Annotated in this window: 21 protein-coding genes; 19 read left to right on the top strand and 2 right to left on the bottom strand. The window is 43.7% G+C overall.

Going from position 1 to position 24,041, the window contains the following annotated elements; genetic code table 11:
* Positions 1–121: 121 nt before the first annotated feature.
* From AC1DE7_RS06995 to AC1DE7_RS06960, 8 genes are all read left to right on the top strand, one after another.
* Positions 122–640, top strand: coding sequence for an RNA polymerase sigma factor (locus AC1DE7_RS06995; RefSeq protein WP_036670797.1), 519 nt, complete (start codon positions 122–124; stop codon positions 638–640).
* Positions 624–2,237: a DUF4179 domain-containing protein gene (locus AC1DE7_RS06990; RefSeq protein WP_477534002.1), complete on the top strand. Its 1,614-nt coding sequence runs from the start codon at positions 624–626 to the stop codon at positions 2,235–2,237. The genes AC1DE7_RS06995 and AC1DE7_RS06990 overlap by 17 nt, the downstream gene beginning before the upstream one ends.
* Before the next feature lie 346 nt (positions 2,238–2,583).
* A complete protein-coding gene (locus AC1DE7_RS06985) occupies positions 2,584–3,738 on the top strand; it encodes a glycosyltransferase family 2 protein (protein ID WP_315372923.1) in 1,155 nt (384 codons plus the stop codon).
* A 37-nt stretch (positions 3,739–3,775) separates the two neighbouring features.
* Positions 3,776–5,083 carry an aminotransferase class III-fold pyridoxal phosphate-dependent enzyme gene (locus AC1DE7_RS06980; protein ID WP_036670800.1) on the top strand — a complete coding sequence of 436 codons (1,308 nt, stop codon included), beginning with the start codon at positions 3,776–3,778 and terminating at the stop codon, positions 5,081–5,083.
* Positions 5,084–5,125: 42 nt separating this feature from the next.
* Positions 5,126–6,157, top strand: coding sequence for a zinc-dependent alcohol dehydrogenase (locus AC1DE7_RS06975; protein WP_036608226.1), 1,032 nt, complete (start codon positions 5,126–5,128; stop codon positions 6,155–6,157).
* An 80-nt stretch (positions 6,158–6,237) separates the two neighbouring features.
* Positions 6,238–7,482: an MFS transporter gene (locus AC1DE7_RS06970; RefSeq protein WP_101314042.1), complete on the top strand. Its 1,245-nt coding sequence runs from the start codon at positions 6,238–6,240 to the stop codon at positions 7,480–7,482.
* A gap of 94 nt (positions 7,483–7,576) precedes the next feature.
* Positions 7,577–8,170: a DUF1349 domain-containing protein gene (locus tag AC1DE7_RS06965; protein WP_477534001.1), complete on the top strand. Its 594-nt coding sequence runs from the start codon at positions 7,577–7,579 to the stop codon at positions 8,168–8,170.
* Between the two features lie 39 nt (positions 8,171–8,209).
* Positions 8,210–8,851 carry an HAD family hydrolase gene (locus AC1DE7_RS06960; protein WP_127548321.1) on the top strand — a complete coding sequence of 214 codons (642 nt, stop codon included), beginning with the start codon at positions 8,210–8,212 and terminating at the stop codon, positions 8,849–8,851.
* Here AC1DE7_RS06960 and AC1DE7_RS06955 read toward each other — a convergent pair.
* A complete protein-coding gene (locus tag AC1DE7_RS06955) occupies positions 8,848–9,663 on the bottom strand; it encodes an AraC family transcriptional regulator (RefSeq protein WP_339286765.1) in 816 nt (271 codons plus the stop codon). The two genes, AC1DE7_RS06960 and AC1DE7_RS06955, sit on opposite strands and share 4 nt — an antisense overlap.
* Positions 9,664–9,958: 295 nt before the next feature.
* Between AC1DE7_RS06955 and AC1DE7_RS06950 the strand changes: the two genes are divergently transcribed.
* The 3 genes from AC1DE7_RS06950 to AC1DE7_RS06940 all read left to right on the top strand — a co-directional run bounded on the left by AC1DE7_RS06950 (position 9,959) and on the right by AC1DE7_RS06940 (position 12,836).
* Positions 9,959–11,101 (top strand): NAD(P)/FAD-dependent oxidoreductase, encoded by a 1,143-nt coding sequence (locus tag AC1DE7_RS06950; protein ID WP_477534000.1) that lies wholly within the window; start codon positions 9,959–9,961, stop codon positions 11,099–11,101.
* Entirely contained in the window at positions 11,098–11,385 is a 288-nt protein-coding gene (locus tag AC1DE7_RS06945) for a hypothetical protein (protein WP_477533999.1), read from the top strand. Before AC1DE7_RS06950 ends, AC1DE7_RS06945 begins: the two co-directional genes overlap by 4 nt.
* A gap of 215 nt (positions 11,386–11,600) precedes the next feature.
* Positions 11,601–12,836: a cytochrome P450 gene (locus AC1DE7_RS06940; protein ID WP_477533998.1), complete on the top strand. Its 1,236-nt coding sequence runs from the start codon at positions 11,601–11,603 to the stop codon at positions 12,834–12,836.
* Between the two features lie 98 nt (positions 12,837–12,934).
* Here AC1DE7_RS06940 and AC1DE7_RS06935 read toward each other — a convergent pair whose 3' ends face one another.
* The gene (locus tag AC1DE7_RS06935) at positions 12,935–14,374 is read right to left on the bottom strand and encodes a DHA2 family efflux MFS transporter permease subunit (protein WP_076249946.1); all 1,440 of its coding nucleotides are present in this window, start codon (positions 14,372–14,374) and stop codon (positions 12,935–12,937) included.
* A gap of 282 nt (positions 14,375–14,656) precedes the next feature.
* On the opposite strand from AC1DE7_RS06935, the gene AC1DE7_RS06930 reads away from it, so the two are divergent.
* The 8 genes from AC1DE7_RS06930 to AC1DE7_RS06895 all read left to right on the top strand — a co-directional run bounded on the left by AC1DE7_RS06930 (position 14,657) and on the right by AC1DE7_RS06895 (position 23,890).
* A complete protein-coding gene (locus tag AC1DE7_RS06930; RefSeq protein ID WP_047842851.1) occupies positions 14,657–15,262 on the top strand; it encodes a TetR/AcrR family transcriptional regulator in 606 nt (201 codons plus the stop codon).
* Positions 15,263–15,307: 45 nt separating this feature from the next.
* The gene (locus AC1DE7_RS06925; protein WP_282321526.1) at positions 15,308–15,841 is read left to right on the top strand and encodes a GNAT family N-acetyltransferase; all 534 of its coding nucleotides are present in this window, start codon (positions 15,308–15,310) and stop codon (positions 15,839–15,841) included.
* A gap of 73 nt (positions 15,842–15,914) precedes the next feature.
* Positions 15,915–16,589 (top strand): response regulator transcription factor, encoded by a 675-nt coding sequence (locus AC1DE7_RS06920; protein WP_282321525.1) that lies wholly within the window; start codon positions 15,915–15,917, stop codon positions 16,587–16,589.
* Positions 16,586–17,956, top strand: a complete 1,371-nt coding sequence (locus tag AC1DE7_RS06915) for a sensor histidine kinase (protein ID WP_477533997.1) — start codon at positions 16,586–16,588, stop codon at positions 17,954–17,956. The genes AC1DE7_RS06920 and AC1DE7_RS06915 overlap by 4 nt, the downstream gene beginning before the upstream one ends.
* A 216-nt stretch (positions 17,957–18,172) precedes the next feature.
* A complete protein-coding gene (locus AC1DE7_RS06910; protein WP_477533996.1) occupies positions 18,173–19,159 on the top strand; it encodes an alpha/beta fold hydrolase in 987 nt (328 codons plus the stop codon).
* Positions 19,160–19,352: 193 nt separating this feature from the next.
* Entirely contained in the window at positions 19,353–20,273 is a 921-nt protein-coding gene (locus AC1DE7_RS06905; protein WP_477533995.1) for an alpha/beta fold hydrolase, read from the top strand.
* Positions 20,274–20,312: 39 nt separating this feature from the next.
* Positions 20,313–21,770: an alpha/beta hydrolase family protein gene (locus AC1DE7_RS06900; protein WP_101314051.1), complete on the top strand. Its 1,458-nt coding sequence runs from the start codon at positions 20,313–20,315 to the stop codon at positions 21,768–21,770.
* A 32-nt stretch (positions 21,771–21,802) separates the two neighbouring features.
* Positions 21,803–23,890, top strand: coding sequence for a serine hydrolase domain-containing protein (locus tag AC1DE7_RS06895; RefSeq protein ID WP_477533994.1), 2,088 nt, complete (start codon positions 21,803–21,805; stop codon positions 23,888–23,890).
* The last annotated feature ends 151 nt before the right edge of the window (positions 23,891–24,041 follow it).

The following is a 24,041-nucleotide window of genomic DNA, read 5'->3' as shown; positions in this document are numbered from 1 at the left end:
CGATATTGAACTAATCTATTCTAGGTATCCGTGAATTTAGCAAAACCAACTATAAACAAAATGAACGATTACATAACATTATTTGTCTTATTAATGAAAACACGGCAAAGGGGGGGATAGAATGACTGACAGAGAAATTTTTGAATTGTACAAAGAGCAAGTTTATTACTTCTGTTATTATCTGATGAAGAATCAAGCAGATGCCGAGGACATTTGCCAAGAAGTATTTGTCAAAGTTATTTTGGCTGACAGAACTAAGGTAAGGAACATGAAATCATGGATATTGCGGATTGCTTCAAATGAGTGTCATAACGTTATGAGAAGACGGAAATCTGGATGGTTGAAAGAAATGCGGCATTATTTGTTGTCCAAATCCCAGAGTTATAACCCTGTGGAAGAGGGTGTGTACCATAGGGAAACAAAAGAAGAGCTACGAGGATTATATAGTGGGCTTCCTGACAAGATTAGGATGGTTGTTGTCCTTCGATTTATCAATGATTTGACTGTACCTGAGATATCTAAAGTTATGAACATACCTGAAGGGACTGCAAAATCCAGATTAAACAAAGGGTTAAAACTTCTCAATAAAATGGTTGAACCTCAACTAAAGGAGCTGAGTAATAATGAATCAGTATTCTAATAAGGAAAAAAACATATCTCCTCCGGATTATGACTTGATGTGGACAACCATTGAAAAAGAAGCACATAAACGACGAGTCAATCTGAATTCTTCACAAAAGCCTGCTGGATATCGAGCTAAAGCAATTCCTATAAGCATCATTTTTACTTTTTTCTTACTTGTTGCTATTCCTGTATTCGCCAGTATGACGATTGATTGGGATCGAATCGGAGGCCGGGGCGTTGCAAGCGCAATAAATAATGGTATCGGTCAGCAATATGATCTTCAGTCCGCTAATTCAGGTGTGACAATGAATTTAAGCGGTGTTGTAACAGATGGAGAAAAAATGAAAATGCTCATATCTCTGGACACATCAATCGATCTTTCTCCATATAGTGGATTTGCGACTGAGGAAAATACTATAATAGGAGGATCCGATGCGAGAGCGAACGTATATGGTTATTTGGGGCACGATCCTGATAGTCAGAAACTCATTGGGATCTATGAAACAGCTGATACTTTAAAAGGTGGTACCAAAGAGTTTACATTCGAAGCAAAGAATCTTATCCTTTATCGGGATAGGGATATTTTCCTGAAATCTAATCAACATACTGGAGAATCAATGGTTACTGGTGTTTCACAGTTTCCGGCGATTCATATTGAATCGGTTAGACATGCAGATAATCAAACGGTCATCCGTTATAAAGTCGAGGTAGCAGCATCAGATTTGGAAAGCGTCAATCCTCACTTGAGAGTTCATACCGGGGCCCAGGTTGTAGATGCTATTCCGACCATCTTGCCTAACGAAGAAAAAGGATTGTTGATTGAACAGGTATTTGATATATCGGAAGCGGATTGGGCGAATGCGAACCTTCATTTCAATTATGTTGAAGCAGCAAAACGATTGACAGGTACTTGGAAATTCGATTTTGTCGCAAATGGGAAAAAAGCAAGTGAGGCGATATATACGAAAAAACTGTATACCAATCCTGAATTCCAAGCAAAAACCGGTGTTACTTTAGATCAACTTGTGATTACTCCATTGAATCTTCAGATTTTAATTGATGAAGAAGGTTCATATACAGAAGGTATTGTTCAATATAAATCGATTCAGATGATTATAGATGATAAAACAATCACAGGGGTGCAAACCACGAAAGGGGGGCGTTCTGAAAATAATCAGCAATTGTTTCATTTTGAATCTCCTGAGTGGTATCAAAACTGGTCTGATGTTCCAATGAAACTCATCTTAAAAGATGCCATTGTTCAGAAACGAGATACAACTAAAAACTGGATTCATTTAAATGAACCCAAGAAACAAAAGCAGTACACCAAACTCACTGTCGATGGACTTGAAATACAATTCTCTTATTATAAGAATGGGGAGAAATTAATTGTAGAGTCATATTCCAAAACGCCTAGTTTCAGAGGTGTTAACCAAACAATGCTTCGGATCAATGGCAAAGAAGTCGTTCCTGAAATTAACCCCCAAGGGATGACACCTGTAAAAATTCATATAGACACCTACAAAGATATTCCATTTGATGGACATATTGAACTGAATCCGGGCATCTATAAATACAGCGATCCGGACAAAAATGTAGAGATTCAACTGTAGATAAAGTGATTCATAATTTGAGCTTGATGAACAATTTAACACCTTCAGAGAGAATCCGTTACATGAGGAACGGAGACTCTCTGAGGGTGTTTTTTTGCGTTCACAACAGCGTTTCTCAGTGCGCAAGCTACAAAAACTTGATTTTCTCACATATTCAAATATTAACAGAGTTCAGAATTTAAGATTTTCAGTTTACAAAAAATGATATAAATTTCTAGTAGATTCAAATCATTACCAAATAAAGACAAAATATTCAAGTGAGGGGGCCGGGCAGAAATACCTTCAATTGTGCAGTTCAAAATCAGCTTATTTACTCATTCCATCAACCCAAATCAGGAGGGATTCCATGCTTTACACCATTATTGTGCCAGTCAACCAGGACTATAACATTTTGAACCTGTTCACAGATTCGCTACTCCGGACGGTAAGCCCATCCACTCAGATTATTTTCATCAACGATGGTTCCGGCTCAGCAGTCTTTCAACATCTGGATAAACTGAAGCAAGACGTAAGAGAAGGTGTGACCATCGAGATTCTTCAGCATGATTTTCCACTCGGTTGCGCCGTGTCGATTAATAGCGCACTGAGTCTTGCCAAGGGAGAATACATTTTCTTCCTGGATTCTGATACCATTCTTCAACCGAACTGGCAACCGATGATGAAAGAGACACTGGATAGCGATATTACGATTGGCATGATTGGGGGCGTTCTGTTGTATCCGCAAACAGGAGGCGTGCAGCATTGCGGCATTGCTTTTGCGGACACCATCGGCCGACACCTGTTCCTGAACGCATCACCTGATGATATCCCAAAAGAAACCTTCTCTGTTCAACTGGTGGTGTTTGCCATGTTTGGCATGAAGCGGGAGGTGTATGAGACCATCGGCAACCTCGATGAGAAGTTCTTTAACGGATACGAGGACTTTGATTATCAGATGCGGGCACGAGCTGCCGGATACGATACAGTCATTAATCCGAATATTCAAGCATATCACTGGGAACGCAGCAGCGGCATTCACCGCAACTTCAACCGGAAGAACAATCTGGCACGATTCTGGAAAAAGTGGGGCGGTCAAATCGAGGCTGATGTGTGGCCATTCGTTTTCAGTCATCTGAAAGCACAGCTGGAAAGCCAAGAGGAATACCAGCATCTGCCGATTGTCGGGATTGACCTTGCCGAGGTTCGAAGTGATGCCGATACATTCTGGAACAAGCTGGAGGAAGCCGAATTTGCAAATGTAGCCGAAGTACGGGACTATTCAAACCGCTTTAATTCCAACGGGGCCATCTGGCTGCCACAGGTACTGGGCAAGGAATTGATTCATAGTGAGAACCGGTTACTGTTTTTGGTGGACAATTTCGCCCGTTTGCTGGAGAACCGCTACTGGATTGAGATGAGACATGCTCATCGAGCCAAGGATCTGATCATCGATCTGTATGGCAATGTGATCACGATGGATCGCATATACGATGGATGCTGGCCTGGAACCAAAGTTCGGTAATTCACTCACAACGAAAATAAACAGGGAGGTACTTAAGGTGAAAGAAAAAGAGAGCACGCTCGATCGTGCCGTACGATTTACCCGGAATCTGGAGTGGTTGGAACAAGTCGAAAAGGTAATTCCGAGCGGATGCAGCACTTTAGCCAAAGCACCTGAACGTTTATTTCCCGGGCATACACCCGTATGTTGTGCAGAGGCTTACAACTCCCGATTTACAGATATCGACGGGAATGAATGGCTGGATTGCGAAATGGCCATGGGTACGGCGCCATGGGGCCATGCCAGACATGAAGTCCAACTAACCGTCATTCACCAGTTGAAAAAAGGGACAAGCTTTTCTTTACCTGCCGACATCGAGCTTGAATGTGCCGAGTTGATTCTGGAGCGGTTCGAGGGGCGTTATCCATCGCTGCGCTTCACCAAGAGTGGTGCCGATGCAGTGAGTGGGGCCGTGCGTCTGGCCCGTGCCGCTAGTGGCAAAAGCAAGGTTATTGCGACAGCTTATCATGGGTGGCACGACTGGTCTGCCTACGGTTATTATGGTGGCCAGACAAAAGAACGTGGCATACCGGTGGATATCGAGCGTTCAACGATCTGGGTTAACAAGCCTACTACGGAGCGAATTGAGGCTCAGATTACCGCGTCTCCCGAGGATATCGCATGTATTGTTCTATGCCCCAACGAGTGGAAAAAGGACGCGCTGGAGCAAGCCGTAAACCTATGTCGGTCTCTGGACATCATTATCATATTCGATGAGGTAACTTCCGGTATTCGAATGGGCAAGCAGGCTACAGCAGGAGAATATGACATCTGGCCTGATCTGCTCTGTATCTCTAAAGGTATGGCCAACGGTTTACCGCTCGCAGCGGTTATGGGGCCTGAGCACTTGATGTCTTTGTCAGGACAGGTCAGATTCAGTAATGCCCATTCCAGTGAAACGACAGCGCTCGCAGCAGCCATTGCCTGTGAACGATTAATGAAAAATGCGAAAGTATGGCCGACTTGGCGTGATCCGGCAACCCGGATCATGGATCGTCTGGAATCTGAACTTGTATTACTCGGATTGACGGATCAATTGGAAGTGAGAGGGACGTATGCAAGCTTCTGCATTCAATCCCTGGCTGAAGATAACTTCCAGACAGACCCTTTCCGCGAGTTCATGGTGAAGAGAATGGCTCACTTCGGCATTTTCACCAAGGGTTACTTTATTTTCTCTGATGCCCATACACGGGAAGAATTGCTGTGGGTCGAGGAAGCGCTGTTACAGATCCTGTCAGACTGGAAAGAGATTCAGAAGCAGGAACATCTTCATGCGATGCAACTTTCGAAAACGTTTGAAGCTTAATCCATAGATCATAATCGACAATCGACTAGGAGGAATTATTCAATGAAAGCACTCGTATATCAGGATCTCAAACAGGTGACTTACCAGGAGATTGAGGAGCCAACCATTCAAAAGCCAAACCAGGTAAAAATTAAAATCTATGGTTCCGGCATCTGCGGGACAGATCTGAATATTGTCAAAGGCAAAGTGCCGGCGAATAAAGGAACGATCATTGGTCATGAAGGCGTAGGCACAGTGGTTGAGGTGGGCGACGACGTTCGTGGTTTCAAGATCGGTGATCGGGTATTGGTTGATCCCACGCAATCTTGCGGTACCTGCTCATACTGCCGTGAGGGTCTGTTCATCTACTGCGAGAATTTTGATGACTATCAAGTAGGGATGACGACACACGGAACCTTTGCTGAATATTTTGTCGGGGACGAAAAGTATATCTATGCCATCCCGGATTCCATGAGTTGGGAAACGGCCATGATGATCGAACCACTGGGATGTGTACTTCAGACGTTCATGAAGGCAGGGACTAAGCCAAGTGACTCTGTACTAGTCCTCGGTTCTGGTGCAATCGGTTCCCTGTGTCAACTTGTTAGCAAACGATTGGCAAGGCTTACTGTAGGTACGGAAGTTGATCCATACCGCAAAGAGTTCGCTTCAGGAATCGCGGATCATGTGTTTTATCCTCAGGATCTGACACTGGATAAAGTATACGAGATCAATAATAACAAAAAGTTTGATATTGTAGTGGACGCGGTTGGTAACCAACTTCATGTAGGGTTTGAGCTGATTGCCAAAGGCGGCAAAATTATTCCTATGGGATATGACGACAGCTATGAGGTGACGTTCAAATCAACAGCCGTGATTAATGATGGCATTAGTATCATCGGTGCAGTTGCTAATCACTCGATGATCAGTACGGCACTGAAATTTGCCCAAAGCATCCCGGAACTGGAACAGATGGTGACAGCCAAGGAACTGCTGAGTGATTATGAACAGGCCTTTAATGGAACGATTGGTTATGACATGCACACTGGAGAGAAGTTGCCGATGAATTCGGTCAAAACAGCTCTTATCCTATAAGCATGTAGACATTAGCGGGTTTGCCGCTGCGAGAAGTTTGAATTCGCAGCGGTGAAAACCGCAGAAGGAAGGGATATCGATTGAAATTGCTTCAAGATTTGCCGAAGAATCCACGCTACTCCATTTTACTCGAACCGGTATGGGCCATTCCGGGCACGATCGTTCTCTTTTACGCTCCTTTATATATGAAGGAAGCCGGACTTTCGGACATAGAAATCGGTTTAATCAATTCGGTGAATCTTTATTTTGCCTTTATCTTTCAATTGTTTGCGGGTTCCATTACGAATAAGCTGGGCCGGAAACGAACAACACTGATCTTTGATCTGCTTGCTTGGAGTGTTCCCATGTTCATCTGGGCCTTCTCCCAGAACTTCTGGCTGTTCCTGATCGCCTACTTACTGAACGCAACATCCAAGTTTGTAACGGTCGCCTTTAACTGTCTGATCATAGAGGATGTGGAGGAACACAAACGTTCCAAGGTATTTGCCATTCTCAACATGATTATTACAGGGGCTGGGGTACTCACGCCAATTGCCGGGGTGGTCATTGCTGATTATGGTATTGTGCCTACACTCGCCACTATTTACTTTGTCGGGGGCATCCTCATGACCGCCATGTTCTTCATTCGTAACCGATACACGGATGAGACCGAGGTCGGCAAGGAACTTATGGGATTGCATAGTAAAACCCGCGTGCTTCAGAGCTTGGGTTCCAGTCTGCGCCTGTTTGGAAAATCGTTCTACAAACGAAGACTTTTTCCGATTATTCTGATCACGGTGTTATCCAATCTGATTTTACAGCTGAATTTCTTCCAGGTCATTTTCTTCAAGGAACAGTTGAAATTTGATGACCGTGTTATTTCGTTTATCCCAGTAGTGACTGCGGTAACCGTCATGCTGCTCTATCTGGTCATCATTCCGCGATTGAAACGGCGTTCGGAAGAAAAGTATGTTGGTTTTTCCATCGTGCTTAGCACGGCCGGAGCCATTCTGTTTCTGTTGATCCCTGTGGGGAATATAGGCATGTTGTTTCTCACGCTAATCGTGCTTGCTGCGGGGAACTTCATTTTGCAGACGTACCGGGATTCCCTGCTGATGAACCGATTGGGTACGCATGAGAAAGCCGATATGTTCTCGGCCGTGCAGACCGTCATGACGCTTACAGCCATTCCATCCGGTTACCTGACGGGCCTGCTCTACCATCACAATCCAACACTATTGTTCAGTGTCATTCTTGGTCTATATGTCGTACTCATGGTCATTATGTTCTTCCTGCCAGATCCGCAAAAGCACTCCCAAGTGCTGGAACCTTACAAAAATATGTAGAAAAAGGGGTTTACTGTATCTGGAGCGAATATGTAGTACAGAAAAAAATAGAACTACCTCTAGAACATATTTTAACTTGGGAGGCTACTAACAAATGACTAACGTAATGACAACAGAAGCGCGGAAGCAATGGAGCTGGATGAACGAACCCGAAAGCTGGTCCTATACCGATCAGGGAGGTGTGCTGGTGGAAGCGAAGGCGGACACCGACTTTTTCCAAGACCCTGCGGGCAAGCACATTCGTGCAACCGCACCATTTCTGTCCATGCCTGTGCCTGGCGATTTCGAAATCACAACCCAATTAACCGTTGATATGAAAAATCAATATGATTCCGGATGCCTGATGGTGATGGCGGATGATCGTAACTGGTGCAAAATTTGTTTTGAGTATGATGGAAAAGTGCCTACCATCGTGTCGGTGGTGACACGTGATGGTTCATCCGATGATTGTAATTCGGTGGAAGTCTCCATACCTAATCCCTATTTGCGTATACGCAAAGTAGAGGGCTGCATATCATTCTTTTATTCACCCGATGGGGATGAGTGGAAACTAATTCGTTATTTCGGCATGCCGATACAAGGGGAACTTCGAGCTGGATTAGTTGTTCAGTCGCCGACTGGAACGGGCTGTACGTGTCACTTTTTATCCGTGAACGTTACTCATCCGGACTTGACCGCACGTTTCTAATCCGCTCCCCTGGCCGATCACTGGAGGGAGAACAGGTTCATGGTAAAAGCATTTATATTTGATTTTGATGGACTCATTGTTGATACAGAGACACCTTGGTATTATGCGTTTCGGGATATTTATGAAGAGCACGGAGTGGAACTTGGTCTGGAGCTATGGTCGAAAAATGTGGGGACATCCTTTGAGGAGTTTCATCCATTTCTGTATCTGGAGCAAGCGCTCCAAAAAAAGATAGATCATGATCATATCAAACTTCTCTCTGAACAGAAATACGAAGTCTATTTGGGACAGGCTGCCATTCTTCCGGGGGTATATGAATTGCTTCAGTCTGCGAGGGAAAAGGGGATTCAGCTAGCGGTTGCTTCCAGCTCCACACGGGACTGGGTGCATGGTTACTTGCAGAAATTAGGCATTTTCGATTATTTCACAGTCGTTCATACATCCGAGGATGTGAAACGAGTGAAACCGGACCCTGAACTGTACCTTCTTGCTCTCCAGAGTCTTGGGATCGAGGCTTCCGAAGCGATTGTGTTCGAAGACTCACCTAATGGCTTGAAGGCAGCCAATGCGGCAGGTATTCGTTGTATCATCGTACCTAACGAGGTAACGCGTGGTCTGGAATTCGCCATGCATGAACTGCGGTTATCCTCGCTGGCCGAGATCGATATGGAGGCGCTTTAATCCAGATACTGCTTGCGTAGCTCGATAGGGGAGATCCCTTCGTATTTTTTGAACACTGATCCAAAGTAACTGGCACTGTTGAAACCAACGGCTTTGGCTATTTCATGAGCGGTCGTAGCGTTATTTTCGATGAGCATTTCCTTGGCTTTCAACAACCGATATCGCATCAGATACTCCAATGGAGTCATTTGAAATTCTTTTTTGAATATCCGATTGAGGTGCTGCTCGGTAACGTCCATCTGCTCAGCCAACAAGGGGAGAGAAATATCCTCATGATAATTTTGTTTGATAAAAGTAATGAGTTCATCCAATCTTAATCGGGCATCAGAACGTTCGTAAGCACTATAGCGTTCACCTTCAATGGTTAATCTGACCAAAAGCATGTACAGTAATGCGGATACGTGCCAGATCTGATCCTTGTGCCGGGACTGCAGCGCCAACGTAATTTCACGCAACAGGATATGAAGCATTCCATCCGGCTTGAAGGCGCGCAGCTCCCCGATCTGCAAGGTATGCAAGAACCGTGGCAATAAATAGCCATTGAAAGACAGACAATCAAATCGTAATGAATCACTCAGATTGTGGTAACGGTAGGTTACCTCCGGGAACAAAATGAGAGCGGTCCCTTTTTTGATCGAAAATTCATGATTCTTTGCTGCGATTCGCCCTGTTCCTCCGATGCACTGTACAATGCTGTAATCCCGCGAATGGTCGCTCCAATTCATCAATTCATCAACGGTCAACTGGTTTTGCCCTGTAATCATGAGCGGCATATCGGTATCCAGCGGATTCCCCATACTAGGTTTCGGCATCGTCGTGTTATTCCTCTTTTCGTTAAAGGATCATGTGCGTAAGTGGCGTGGTTACAGTGTTAAAAGAAACCTAGAAAGAATTATATTACATAAATGGAATAATTTTAATTTAATGACGAGCAATATATAAAACGTTTTCATATAAATGCTTCAACGATTATTAATTGGATGAATGAGTATGAACTGTAGTCTGATCAGCCTCTATTTATGGATCTAAAAGTACGCCTGCCTTGCCAACAGAATGCGAAACGGTATACGCTATAACGAATGAGTGATTAAGGAAAGGGATGCAAACATGAAGAAAGTCATCGTAGTCGGATCGGGTATTCTGGGGGCATCAACAGCCTATCAATTAGCCAAACATGGCGCAGAGGTCATCATCGTAGATCGAAAAGATATAGGACAGGCAACGGATGCAGCTGCCGGTATCATCTGTCCATGGCTGTCACAGCGTCGCAATCAGGACTGGTATCAGCTCGCCAAGGCAGGTGCGCGGTTCTATCCTGGCATCATAGCGGAGCTTAAAGCCGAAGGAGAAACGGAAACCGGTTATGCTCAAGTGGGCGCGCTTAGTATTCATACGGACGTGGACAAAATCAACAAGATGGAAGAGCGGGCCCGTCTTCGCAAAGCAGATGCGCCGGAGATTGGCGACATTACACCTCTAGATGACAAAGAAACCCGTGAACGTTTTCCATTGCTGGATGAACGTTATCAATCGGTACATATCAGTGGTGCTGCACGTATAGATGGAAGAGCGCTGCGCGATGCATTGATCCGGTCTGCACAGCGAAATGGAGCGGAAGTGATCCATGGAGACGCCACGCTTCAATTCGAAGCAGATCGGGTCATTGGTGTGAGTGTTAATGATCAGAGTTTCCTGGCAGATGAAGTCGTTGTCTGTGCAGGTGCATGGGCCAACGAACTGCTGAAGCCACTCGGCATACACTTTAAAGTGCATTATCAAAAGGCACAAATTATGCATCTACATGTCACGGATGGGGAGGATACAGGCCGCTGGCCTGTGATCATGCCACCTTCTGATCAATATCTGCTGGCCTTTGATCAACAGAAGATCGTGATTGGTGCCACTCATGAAAATGATGTGGAGGGTTATGATACAAGAATCACTGCAGTGGGCATGCAGGAAGTTTTGAATAAAGGTCTGGAACTGGCGCCGGGGCTAGCCAATAGCACATTCCAGGAGGTAAGAGTTGGGTTCCGTCCGTTCACACCTGGCTTTCTGCCAGTAATGGGGGCTGTCCCAGGCTGGCAAGGTCTGATTACCGCGAATGGACTTGGAGCCTCTGGATTGACCATGGGTCCTTTTATCGGGAGTCAACTGGCGAAACTAGCTCTCGGCATGGAGCTGGATATCGATATTGAGTCCTACACTGTTGGCAAAGCAATGGATGAAATTGAAAGAGGTGAGTCATGACATATTCACAACGTGTATCCGATGGAGCGAACTCGTCCGATATCGTATATCTGGAGCATCAGATCGGTACGACAAAAGAAAAACTGCGCATAGCTTTGGAGAAACAAGAAACATACAAAAGCGAATTGTCGGAATTGAAGTCATCACCAATCAGGAATGCATCGGAAGACAGTTCTGAAGAGCAAGTCTTAATGGAGAAGGTAAGCCAAACGAAGAACTTGATTGAAACCCTGTCTGAACAACTGGAGCAACTACAGGAAGCATTGGCGAAACTAGGCGATTGATCGGCTCGTATGGCTTATCTCACTGAGACATCGACAGAAATAATATACGATACGTATAAAACGAAAACCCCTTATATTAAGGGGTTTTTCTGATTTAGTTCAAATGGTTTATATCAATAAATGAACGAATGGTATAAAATGGAATCAGGTGCTGAACTGTCAATTCAGGTACCCATGTAACCAATCACGAAACTATGCTGAGAGGTGGATTCCAAATGTATAAAGAAGTGATACGTGTTGAGGACATCACGGGGTTTCAGTCGAGATCTGAAGAGTTTTTCCCACTTCACTGGTTTCGAAAAATGCTTTCTGAGCAACCAGTGTACTATCACGAAGATACAGACACATGGAATGTGTTCAGATACGATGATGTGAAGCAGGTTCTCAGTAATCATGAGTATTTTTCGGCCGAAGGAACCCGGACGACCATTGCCGTTGGAGCAAAGAACAATGAAGGCACACCTCCAGACAAATTAAACATATCAAGTATCGATCCTCCCCGTCATCAAAAAAGTCGTTCGTTGTTATCCGCTGCTTTTACACCGCGTAGTCTGAAAAACTGGGAGCCACGAATTCGCAACATTGCAGAACAGCTGGTAGCCGATATTGAGCCAAATACGACCATTGATATTGTTCAAGCGTTGGCCGCTCCACTGCCTTCGATGGTTATGGCCGATCTGCTCGGCATCCCCCTTACAGACAGCCATCGATTCAAGAACTGGGTAGATATTCTGTTTCAACCCATCAATCCCAAGACGGCTGAGGAGAGTGAACTGAAAAAGCAAACTGCAGCTCAAGAGTATTATCAATTCCTGTATCCTATTGTGGTTCATAAACGGACTCATCCTGGTGAGGATATCATTACCGATCTGTTGAACGTGGATGTTGAGGGGGAGAAGTTCACGAAGGATGAGGTTGTTCGCACGACCATGCTTCTGCTTGGAGCCGGTATAGAGACAACGAGTCATATGGTTTCAAATACGTTCTATTCCTTCCTCTACGATGACCCGAGCTTGTATGGCCAACTCAGGCAGAACCCCGAATGGGTTCCGCTCGCAGTGGAAGAAATGCTTCGTTATAGGTTCCATAATGCCAAGCGGCATCGGACAGTAAAGCAGGATAATCAACTGCTCGGAGTGGATTTGAAAAAAGGAGATGTTGTCATCTCCTGGATGAGTGCAGCCAATATGGATGAGCAGATGTTTGAAGACCCCTTTGAGCTGAATATTCATCGTCGTAATAACAAAAGACATCTTACCTTTGGTAATGGCCCACACTTTTGTCTAGGGGCCCCGCTGGCAAGAATGGAACTAAGCATTGCCTTGACAGCATTTGTGGAGAAGATTGCTCGGATTGAACCGGTGGAGTCCTTTGATCTGGAGAATAATCTGGCCACTTCAGCTCCGGGACAGTCATTGACCCATCTGCCAGTGAAGATCGTTGCGGAGTGAGAAGGAATCATACGGGACACAACCTAAAAAGCGGCAGACCAGACGTAAACGTCTTGATCTGCCGCTTTGTTATGGAAGCAAGTATGAGGCTGGACACCTTAATTTGAATTCATAGAAACTTTTTGTCTTACCACTTGTTTGATTTCTTCCTCTTTGGCTTGTTTGGTGCGTTTGATAAAGAAGGAAAGGACCAATCCCACAACAGCGATACCGATGATAACAACATAAGCATCATTGATACCCTGGATCATGGATTCTGTAGCAAGCTGTTTTTGACTGAGACCATTGGCTGCACCAGTCGCCATCATATCCTGTACGTGTGCCGTTGTACGGGAGGTCATGACACTTACGAGTAATGAAGTACCTACAGCACCAGCCACTTGTCTGACGGTGTTGGAGATAGCTGTACCGTGTGCACCAAGTCTTGGTGGCAGTTGGTTAAGTCCCGCAGTCTGAATCGGCATCATGAGCAGAGCCATACCAATTCGGCGGCCGGTAGACATTAATACCAGGTAACCATAACTGGTTGAATCCGTTAAGTCGATGAAACCAATTGTCGTCACGATGGTGATCACCATCCCGATAACAGCGAGCCATTTCGCTCCAAATCGGTCAAACAATTTTCCGGCTACTGGCATCAGGAAGCCCATGACAAGCGCACCCGGAAGGAGTAATAATCCGGACTCCAGTGCAGTGTAACCACGTGCGTTCTGGAGATACAAGGGAAGCAACATCATGTCAGCATACATGATCATTGTAATCGCGATACTAATGACCGTTGTCAGGGAGAACATATTGTACTTGAAAGCCCGCAGATCAAGCAGCGGAGTTTCAGACACGAGCTGACGCCATGTAAACAGGGCAAGAGAAACAATCCCAGCCGCAATGCAGATAAGAACTTCTGCACTTGACCATCCCAGACTTCCTGCTCTGCTGAAACCATAGAGCAATGCGCCAAATCCGATCGTGGACAGCACCACACTGATTGTGTCGAACTTTGTGTTGACCCGTTCGGATACATTCTTCAGGTATACAAACGCAAAGGCAATGACAATAAGAGTTAATGGAATCATGCCATAGAACATCGTTTGCCAAGAGTAGTTCTCGAGGATATAACCGGCAAGGGTAGGCCCGATTGCAGGGGCAAAAATGATGGCAAAACCAACCATACCCATTGCAGATCCTCGTTTTTCAGGAGCAAACAAGGTCAAAATAACGTGCATCAAGAGCGGCATGATAATGCCGGCACCCGCTGCCTGAATCATACGTCCTGTCAGCAATGTGCCAAAGTTATCTGCAAGAGCAGATACGATGGTACCAATCAGGAAAATAAACATGGAAGCTTGGAATAATTGCTTGGTTGAAAAGCGTTGCATAAAGTAGGCCGTGATTGGGATAAGCACCCCGTTCACCAGCATGTAACCTGTCGTTAACCATTGTGCTGTTGCGGCGGAGATGTTAAAATCACCCATCAGTTCCGGTGTAGCGACACTCATGATCGTTTGATTCAACGTTGCAAGGAAGGCTCCCAAAATCATGATAAACAGGATGGGGCCTTTCTTTACGGATAATTCTTCTTGTACTCTAGCCTGACTCAATCCTTTTCATCCTTTCAATCCACACGTGACTAAATTTACAACGTGTTGTATAGTTTGCATTGTATTTATTGAATTATATACATATTCGGACAGATTACAATTTACGTTATGACGTGTTTTCGTTGTTTATTTTACAAATAAAATGAATTTGTTGTGTAAATCAAAAATAAACGACTGTTTGTTTAAAATTGTAATGTTTAAAATTTGATGGGAGGGATACACGTGAAAGACGAGAAGAAATCAGCCGTGGACCCAAGAATATTGCGAACACGTCAGTTAATTCGAGGTGCATTTGTTGAATTGCTGCAGGAAATGGATATTGAGAAGTTGTCAGTCAACAAAATTGCCGAACGAGCGACGATCAATCGGGTAACCTTCTACCTGCACTATCGTGATATTACGGATATGATGGAGAAGATGGCGGATGAGATGATTGAGAATATTGAACGGATCGTGGATGAATATGCCCCTCATTTTGAGAAACAAAGAACGGAAGAGGCTTGGCCTGTTCTAGTCAAGTTACTGGAGCATTTTGCAGAGAACGCCTCGTTCTATCAAGTGGTTCTTGCTACAAAGCGCACACCGATTTTTACCGAACGACTGCTTAAATTGTTGAGTACGCTGGTCAAAGCCAAAATTGATCGGGTAGAGATGGAAGATGAACTCGAAGAATCCGGCATTCACAAAGAAATCGCAATATGGTACGGTTCTTCGGCTCTGATTGGAACCATCGTTGCCTGGTTGCGTAATGATATGCCATATTCCCCGCATTTTCTGGCGAAACAATTCTCGTTGATCCGCTCGTACTCTTATAATGACCTGATATAATCATGCTACAATTGCACCTAACGTTAATAGAGGAGGAATAATGTGATGAAATATAGTGCAGAACGTATCTATGTGAGATTTTGGAATGTGGATGATGCCGCATTGCTTCTGGATCTACAGGTTCGCAACCGTGGGGAAATAGAGAACATATCAGCAAGTGATCGGGACGAGTCTTTCTACAGCTTGGAAGGGCAAAGGTCACTCATTGAGAGCTGGAACAAGAAGAGAGAAGAAGGAAATCGCTATTCTTTTGGTATTTTTCTACATACAACGGATGAACTCGTCGGTGAAATTTCTTTGTTCGAGATCATACTGGATTCTACCCCAAAATGGATCGTTGGTTATGTGACGGATACTCTGCATCAAGGAAAAGGATATATGAGCGAAGCCCTGCAATGTGTACTGGAATTTGCCAAACACGAAACTGAAATTACTCGAATCGAAGCTGGCGCTGTACCCGATAATACAGGTTCCATTCGTGTCCTTCAAAAAGCAGGATTCAAGGAGAATGGGTCACAGCCTGTGCCAATCCAGGGAACGTTGAAAGAACATACGATGTTTGCTGTGGATATACTATAAGCAAGATGTTTTAATATTTACTATACAAGTTGGACTATATATTTAAACGTAACGGAGAGGACAGAAAAAACATATGGCTACTATACTCGTTGCAGACGACGATGCGAACATTCGTGAACTCGTCTGTCTATTTCTCAAAAACGATGGATTCACAACAGTGGAAGCTGCGGACGGTAAGGAAGCTCTCACTATATATGGCGAAACTCCAGTGGATCTGGTCGTCCTTGATATTATGATGCCTGTCATGGATGGTTGGGCACTGTGCAAAGAACTCCGAAGAGCCAATCCCGACCTCCCGTTACTCATGCTGACGGCGAGAGGAGAGACTTGGGAGAAGGTGAAAGGATTCGAACTGGGTACGGATGATTATTTGACCAAACCGTTTGATCCATTAGAGCTGACCGCTCGTGTCCGAGCATTACTGAAACGATACAAAATCGGCTCCACACACACAATCCAGTTTGGCAACGTCATTCTGGACCGTCAGACGTATAAGGTGATGAGAGGTGCAGAGTCGCTTACGTTACCACTTAAGGAGTTCGAATTGCTGTATAAGCTTGCTGGAACACCAGGACAAGTCTATACACGTGAGCAATTAATCGATCAGATATGGGGTATTGATTACGCGGGAGATGATCGAACAATAGACGTACATATTAAACGCCTGCGCGAACGATTCGCCACTACACCTGATTTTCGGATTGAAACGGTGCGTGGGCTAGGGTACAGACTTGAGGTCTATGAATGATCAGATCCTTATATATTCGTGTTGTTCTGACCTTTCTGGTGTCAGTCATCACAGGCACGATTATTTCATTTTTTATGTCAACCTGGATATTCGAAGATCAATTGAATGAAAATGCTCAAATTAACATACGCAACTTTGGCCAGGACGTTGTGCAGATTTATAAGACGCTGCCTGCTGATGAAGCAGAATCATTCGTTAGTAGAATGAAGCAACTTGATTCGTATCATATTCGAATTTATGATGCAACGGGCAAGTTCCAGTCTTATGGGAAGCTTAACGAACATAAATCATCCCCCGTATCGACGGATCAACTCAAGAAGGTGTTAAACGGAGGGGTTGTGCAGGACACACCTAAAGGTATCGCTACCGTTCTTTTGGGGCTACCGATCAAGACGGAAACGGGTACAAGAGCGATGTTTCTAGAAACACTCTCACCGCCCTCAGCCTCTTTTGTGGTCCAGTTTGGCTTGATTTTTGCAAGCTGTTCCTTGATTGTAGGAAGTTTGTTGATTGTGGTTGCTTCTGTATATCTGGTTAGACCGATCAAAAAATTGACCAAAGCGACCAAACGGATTGCAGCTGGAGACTTCAACGTCAAGCTGAACATTAAACAAACGACGGAGATTGGTACATTGGCCCGCAGCTTTGAAGAAATGATGCATGATCTTCAGCAGTTGGAGCAGATGCGCAGGGAATTCGTTACCAATGTTTCGCATGAGGTTCAGTCTCCGCTCACCTCGATATCCGGTTACGCTTCGGCACTGAAGCAAGTAAATCTCTCAGAACAAGAACGAAACCGTTACCTGGATATTATCATCTCAGAAGCAAAAAGAATGTCCAAAATGAGCGATAGCCTGCTGAAGCTGAGTTTGCTTGAATCGCAGTCACAGCAACTACGGCTCACCACCTTAAGCCTTGATGAACAGATCAGGCGGGTCATCGTGGCGCTTCAGCCGCAATGGTCTGGGCGCAACATTCATTTCGAGCTTGATTTGGAGAACGTGAAGGTTACGGCTGATCACGATCAGTTAAATCAGGTATGGACAAACATCATCGGAAATAGCATCAAGTTTTCCAAGGATGGCGGTATGATTAAAGTCAGTATCGAAGAGGACTTCAAAAATGTGAATGTTCGAATATCCGACACGGGCATTGGAATTCCCCTGGAAGATCAGAAGCGTATATTCGACCGTTTTTTCAAGGCAGATCGTTCCCACAGCCGCAAATATGACGGGAGTGGTATGGGACTTGCTATCGTTAAACAGATCGTCTCCCTTCATCAGGGTGACATCCAAGTGGAAAGCGAACCTGGTCAAGGCACGACCTTTATGATTACGTTGCCCATCCATCCACCAACGGATAGTTAGGCTCACAGGTTAGGCCAATGAATAGAATATCCATCGGATTATCTAAACCGAATGTTCATGTCCTATGTAACATGCAAGCTTCCTTGTATGTTACATAGGACATTTTTTTTGCTTGTTCATACTCCGTTCATATTCCGGTCATGGGGAGTACATCTTTCTTGATTAGGATTTCTTAAGCGGCCTGCCAGGCCAATATAAAGATGAGGATAGGAGCAGATGAATGTGAATCTACAAGCAGACAGAGGAGTCCAGAGTAAAAGCAAAACCAAGAAAGTGTTAAGCATTTTGTTTAAAGTACTTTGCGCAATCATTATAGCAATCTTACTTTTTGTAGCTATCGTATATACCGTCAATAAAATCAGCAGTTATTCGGAGCAAAAAAGAATGGAACCGTATGGTCAACATGTATCCGTAGACGGAAAAAATATGAATGTGTTCATTCAAGGCGAAGGCGAGGAAACGATTGTGCTTCTGCCTGGTTTTGGAACAGCGGCACCAGCGCTTGATTTTAAACCTCTTATCTCCGAGTTATCTCCATATTATAAAGTTGTCGTTGTTGAGCCCTTTGGTTACGGATTGAGTGATCAGACCAAAAAGGAACGCAGCACAGCAAATATCGTCAGTGAAATTCATGAAGCGTTACAGCGTCTACATATTGATCGTTATATCCTCATGGGTCATTCCATTTCGGGGATCTATAGCCTGGATTACGTGAACAAGTATGCAGATGAAATAAGTGCATATGTTGGGCTGGATAGCAGTGTTCCAGCGATAAGTGAACAGAAGATTGATTCATCAGATACACAACCGATTAAATGGTTCCGCAACTTGGGTTTCGCCCGAGTGCAACTGAAACTGAGTGCTGACCCTTATGATGGACTGCCTTATGATGAGCAAACGAAAGAACAATTGAACATTCTGATACGCAAAAATATGTATAATACCACGCAATTAAATGAGGCAGAAAGTATGTATTCCAACTTTAAAACATCTGAACAACTAACTTTCCCTGTTAATCTTCCAGTTCTTTTCTTTGTTCAAAAGAATCATCCGGCAGCAGACAATTGGGTTCCGGAACACGAGAAGTTAATAGAGAACTCTGTGCGTGGTGAAGTGGTGCTGCTGGAAGCAAATCATTATTTGTATCGTTCCCATCCCAAAGAAATTGCTGAAAAATTCAGGGGATTTATGACGCAGCAGTAAATATAAATGAATTGGCTTGTTCATATTCAGTTCATATTGACGTCACGGGGAGTACATTTTCATTGGATAAGATTTCATTAGCAGCAAAAAAGACAATCGAACTATCAGTTCAAGACAGGAGAAGATAACACTGACGACGCAGCCAGCGGAAAAGAAAACAAAGAATAGATCAAAGGCCAAAAAAGTGAGAAACATGATACTGAAAATAGTAGGAGCAATCGTAATCGCCATTATTCTATTTCTAGGTATTGTTTATATCACCAATGTGATCAGTAGTAATTCAGAGGCCAAGAAAATAGATTCCTATGGTCAGCATGTATCTGTAGACGGGAAAAATATGAATGTACTCATTCAAGGTGAAGGCAAGGAAACGATTGTACTTCTGCCTGGTTTTGGAACAGCAGCACCAGCGCTTGATTTTAAACTGCTCATTGACGAACTATCACCATATTACAAAGTTGTGGCGGTTGAGCCATTCGGGTATGGGTTAAGTGATGCTACTGAAAAAGAACGAACCACAGAGAATATCGTAAGTGAAGTTCATGAAGCTCTGCAGCAACTCGATATTCATCAGTACATGCTCATGGGTCACTCCATTGCAGGCATTTATGGCATTGATTATGTGAACAAATATCCGGATGAGGTCACGGCATTTGTCGGAATTGATAGCAGTGTTTCAACACAACCGGGTATGGATGCCAAATTACCTACTAAAACGTTCGCATTTCTTAAAAAATCAGGTCTCCAAAGATTGGTGGTCAAATTTAGTAGTGACCCCTATGCTGGACTCGCATTTGATAAACATACCGTAGAGCAGATGAACATGCTGTCGAATAAAAACTCGAACAGTTCCACGACTTTGAATGAAATGGACCATATTGCTTCCAATTTTAAAGGAGCCCAAGGTTTAACCTTCCCTAAAGACCTGCCACTTCTTCTCTTTGTACAAGCGAATAATGAAGGTGTAGAAGGATGGATACCGCTGCATGAAGGGCAGATCAAAGATTCAGTACATGGGAAAGTAATCACCATGGATGGCGAACATTACTTGCACCATACGTTATTCAAAGAAATAGCAAAAGATGTTAGAGCATTCATGAACGAAGCGAAGTGAAAATTCTGTAAAAGTCCGTGATGAGAGAGAGGAATTCAATTGAGATTATTTGAGATACTGTTAGTACTATCCTGTTTCGCGTTACTCATAGACCTACTATTTATTAAAAGAAGTGCAAAGAAAATAGGTTTGGGTTTGGGTATAGGAAGTAGCGTTATATTATTAGTTCAATTGTTTGTTGAGGGATACAGATGGCAGTTGCTGCTGGTATATATCATGACGGCTCTATTCATAATCATCGTTTTATTCAGACATTCCGATAAGATGGCGAATCTTAAAATAGGGAAGTTCTTGAAATATAGTTTATCTTCCTTAATCGTTATTCTGCTTGTTGGTTCTACCGTCTTGTCTGTATACTTACCTGTTTTTAATCTGCCGAAGCTTGATGGTCCAGAGAAGGTGGGTACTCAAACATTTCATTTAACAGACCAGAACAGAGACGAAATCTTCACTGAAGATCAAAGCGATAAGAGAGAACTAATGGTTCAAGTTTGGTACCCAACTGAAAACAGCAATAATAACAAGCGTGACACGCTGTTTCCAAAAGATAAAGAAATGTTCAAAAAGTATATTCAGAGCTTCTCTAATTCTTTAAAACTGCCCGAATTTTTGCTCGACTACTTGAAGTATAGTCAAACCAACTCTTATGAAAATGTTGAAATATTACCTTCTACAAGTCCTTATCCCGTGGTACTACTATCTCATGGTATGGGAACCAGTAGAGTTCTACATGTATCACAGGCCGAGAATCTGGCCAGTCATGGGTATATCGTGGTCACCATCGATCATACGTATAGCACCTTCGCTACCCTTTTTCCAGATGGCCGTGTAACGGATTACAAAAAAAGTACGACTACACTAGATGAACGTACAAAAACAGGGAGTATATGGACGAAAGATGTGGAGTTTGTAATCGATCAAATCGAAAAGTTGAATTCAGGTGCAATCGAAAGTCAGTTTAAAGGAAAAATCGATCTAGATCACATCGGCGCGATGGGGCATTCTTTCGGGGGTGCAACCGCGTTTAATGCAACGTATTTAGATCAGAGAATCAAGGCCGGAGTTAATATGGATGGATCACTATATGAAGTGGAAAATAGAGATGATATAAACAAGCCGTTTATGTTCATCCGATCGGGAAGTTTTGAAGAGTGGTTCGCCAACTTTGAAATAGATAGAAATTCGGATGATGAAGTAACTAAATCTCTTTCAGATGAGCTGCACATTATGAAAAATGTTATGAATCATGGGGGAAAAGTGATCTATGTAGAAGGAACCCAGCACTTCAATTTCACGGACCTTCAGTTCTATTCAGAGCTGGTTAAACTGTCGGGCATTACAGGAGACATCAATGGTAAAAGAGGATCAAACATCGTAAATCAATATGTACTCGATTTCTTTAACAAGCAACTGAAAGGAACGGGTGGAGATCTGATTCAGGGACCAAACGACTTGTATCCGGAGGTGAAATTTGTAGACCCAGAAGAAATCAAATAACCAAAACACTTAAAATTCAGGAGATGATGTGAATGGGACGACAAAAGGGAAAACGCACTTCAATCGCCGTGTTAACGCTGGCATTAACGATGTTAGCTCCAATGTCTGCAATGGCTGCGCCTACTACAAGTAGCAGTGATCATACGTATGAACCAACCAAGAAAACGGTGATGGAGAAAGCCAAGTTACTCACTGAGAAGCATGGAATCACAAGCCTGCAATATGCCCTTATCGATGGTGGCGAGATTGTGGTGTCCGGTCAGACAGGCAAGAACGATAACAACAACAAGGTGCCTCTTACGCCCGATACAATCTATGGCATAGGATCAACGAGTAAAATGTTCCTCACAGCTTCTGTTATGAAGTTAGTTGAAGAAGGCAAGGTGGATTTGGATCTGCCTGTTGTGAACTATATACCTGATTTTCAAATGAAAGATCATCGCTACAAACAAATCACACCACGCATGCTGTTGAATCATTCTTCCGGTCTGCTGGGAGGCACGGGCAGCAATGCCACATTGTACGGGGATAATGATACGTACTCACATGATACGTTTCTGGATCAATTGGCAAGTCAAAACCTGAAGGCAGATCCGGGCGCGTTCTCGGTGTATAGTAACGATGGGTTTACGTTATCCGAGATTATGGTTGAACGTGTTAGCGGCATGAGTTTTACAGCTTTTATACACCAATATTTTACGGAACCTTTGGACATGAAACATACCAAAACACCACAGGATGTGGTTGACACGGCAGCAATGGCGGGAATCTATTCTCCTATGTATGAGGGTCAGCTTCCACAAGAGAATTATAATGTTATCGCTACTGGAGGCATTTATTCCACCGCTGAAGATCTTGCGAAGTTTTCACAAATCTTCACGGGAGAGGTCCAAGGCATTCTTACCGATAAGTCTGTAGAAGCCATGGCGCAAGAAGAATACAAAAAAGGCATGTGGCCAGAGGGTGGCGATACGTCTATATCTTACGGTTTAGGGTGGGATAGTGTAAATCTGTACCCATTCAGTGAATACGGTATCAAGGCAGTAACAAAAGGTGGAGATACCATATCGTATCACTCATCATTAGTCGTACTGCCGGAATATAATCTGGCTGCAGCCGTTACCTCATCAGGTGGGACAAGTGCCAAAGATCAGTTCATTGCGAGTGAATTATTACTCAGCGCACTTGAGGAAAAGGGCATTATTACAGAACGGAAGCCGGAAAAATCGTTTGGTGTTCCAGTGAAGGCAGATATACCTAAAGAAATAGCCACGAATGCAGGTATATATGGCGGCAATAATTCGGTTAAGAAGATCGAAATGAATACTGCTGGACAAATGACTGTATCCACACCTTCAGCTCCAAGTGATCCGGTTCAAAAATACACCTATACAGCAGATGGTACTTTTGTTAACGATGAAGGCACGGAAAAGTTGAAATTTGTTAAGGAGAAGAATGGAATGACTTATCTGTGGTATCGATCTTATATATCCTTACCAGGACTTGGACAATTGGCTTTCTCCGAATATAAAATGGAAAAGCTGGAAGCCAATGAATTATCCCAGGATATTACGGCCTCATGGGAGAAACGTGAAGGTAAAAAATATTACCTTCTGAATGAGAAATATACATCAACGGTTTATCTCAATTCGGCACCAATTCTCCCTATTCATTTGGACAAAGAGACGCCTGGGTATGTATCCAATACTAAGATTATTGGAGCAAACGAAGCAGTCACGGAGCTGCAAATCCCTGGCCTGGCTGGACGTGATACAAAGGAGATTTATTTTGCTAAAAAGAACGGAGTAGAGTACATTACAGCCGTTGGTAGCATATACGCCAGTGAGGAAATGGTACAACCACTCTATTCGGGTAAACAATCTCTAGCAACGATTCAAGCAGACGGATATGCCAGATGGTTTTCGATACCAGCAACGGTGAAAGGGAAAGTCATGACGGTTAAAATGCCTGCAACTGGCGCCTTTGCCGTATATGATCAGAAGGGTATTTGTATTAATCACACCGTAGTCAGCGGTGTGAACGAGGTTGTTTTACCAGAGAACGGCCGCATTGTATTTGCAGGTGACGTGGATTCCACATTTGAAATTTCATTAAAATAGATGTTGTGCCGTAGTTAGTTTTATGAAAGAAACTAAGAAAGCAGCCGATCAAAGTAATCGGCTGCTTTTGTTCAATTTAACTATAATTAGTTTGTCACTTCAGTTAGAATTCTTCGCTATTGCTCAACTGAAGAATTATTCTTTTTTAGGA

This window comes from Paenibacillus sp. 10L310 (assembly GCF_056395745.1).
The sequence above is the reverse complement of the archived record's forward strand: the minus strand, read 5'-3'. Positions and strand labels throughout refer to the sequence as shown.

Bases quoted from the DNA above. Each gene is read 5' to 3' on its own strand.
- AC1DE7_RS06995 (WP_036670797.1), top strand. From the start codon at position 122: ATGACTGACAGAGAAATTTTTGAATTGTACAAAGAGCAAGTTTATTAC.
- AC1DE7_RS06990 (WP_477534002.1), top strand. From the start codon at position 624: ATGAATCAGTATTCTAATAAGGAAAAAAACATATCTCCTCCGGATTAT.
- AC1DE7_RS06985 (WP_315372923.1), top strand. From the start codon at position 2,584: ATGCTTTACACCATTATTGTGCCAGTCAACCAGGACTATAACATTTTG.
- AC1DE7_RS06975 (WP_036608226.1), top strand. From the start codon at position 5,126: ATGAAAGCACTCGTATATCAGGATCTCAAACAGGTGACTTACCAGGAG.
- AC1DE7_RS06965 (WP_477534001.1), top strand. From the start codon at position 7,577: ATGACTAACGTAATGACAACAGAAGCGCGGAAGCAATGGAGCTGGATG.
- AC1DE7_RS06960 (WP_127548321.1), top strand. From the start codon at position 8,210: ATGGTAAAAGCATTTATATTTGATTTTGATGGACTCATTGTTGATACA.
- AC1DE7_RS06955 (WP_339286765.1), bottom strand. From the start codon at position 9,663: ATGCCGAAACCTAGTATGGGGAATCCGCTGGATACCGATATGCCGCTC.
- AC1DE7_RS06950 (WP_477534000.1), top strand. From the start codon at position 9,959: ATGAAGAAAGTCATCGTAGTCGGATCGGGTATTCTGGGGGCATCAACA.
- AC1DE7_RS06945 (WP_477533999.1), top strand. From the start codon at position 11,098: ATGACATATTCACAACGTGTATCCGATGGAGCGAACTCGTCCGATATC.
- AC1DE7_RS06940 (WP_477533998.1), top strand. From the start codon at position 11,601: ATGTATAAAGAAGTGATACGTGTTGAGGACATCACGGGGTTTCAGTCG.
- AC1DE7_RS06935 (WP_076249946.1), bottom strand. From the start codon at position 14,374: ATGATTTTGGGAGCCTTCCTTGCAACGTTGAATCAAACGATCATGAGT.
- AC1DE7_RS06925 (WP_282321526.1), top strand. From the start codon at position 15,308: ATGAAATATAGTGCAGAACGTATCTATGTGAGATTTTGGAATGTGGAT.
- AC1DE7_RS06920 (WP_282321525.1), top strand. From the start codon at position 15,915: ATGGCTACTATACTCGTTGCAGACGACGATGCGAACATTCGTGAACTC.
- AC1DE7_RS06915 (WP_477533997.1), top strand. From the start codon at position 16,586: ATGATCAGATCCTTATATATTCGTGTTGTTCTGACCTTTCTGGTGTCA.
- AC1DE7_RS06910 (WP_477533996.1), top strand. From the start codon at position 18,173: ATGAATGTGAATCTACAAGCAGACAGAGGAGTCCAGAGTAAAAGCAAA.
- AC1DE7_RS06905 (WP_477533995.1), top strand. From the start codon at position 19,353: ATGATACTGAAAATAGTAGGAGCAATCGTAATCGCCATTATTCTATTT.
- AC1DE7_RS06895 (WP_477533994.1), top strand. From the start codon at position 21,803: ATGGGACGACAAAAGGGAAAACGCACTTCAATCGCCGTGTTAACGCTG.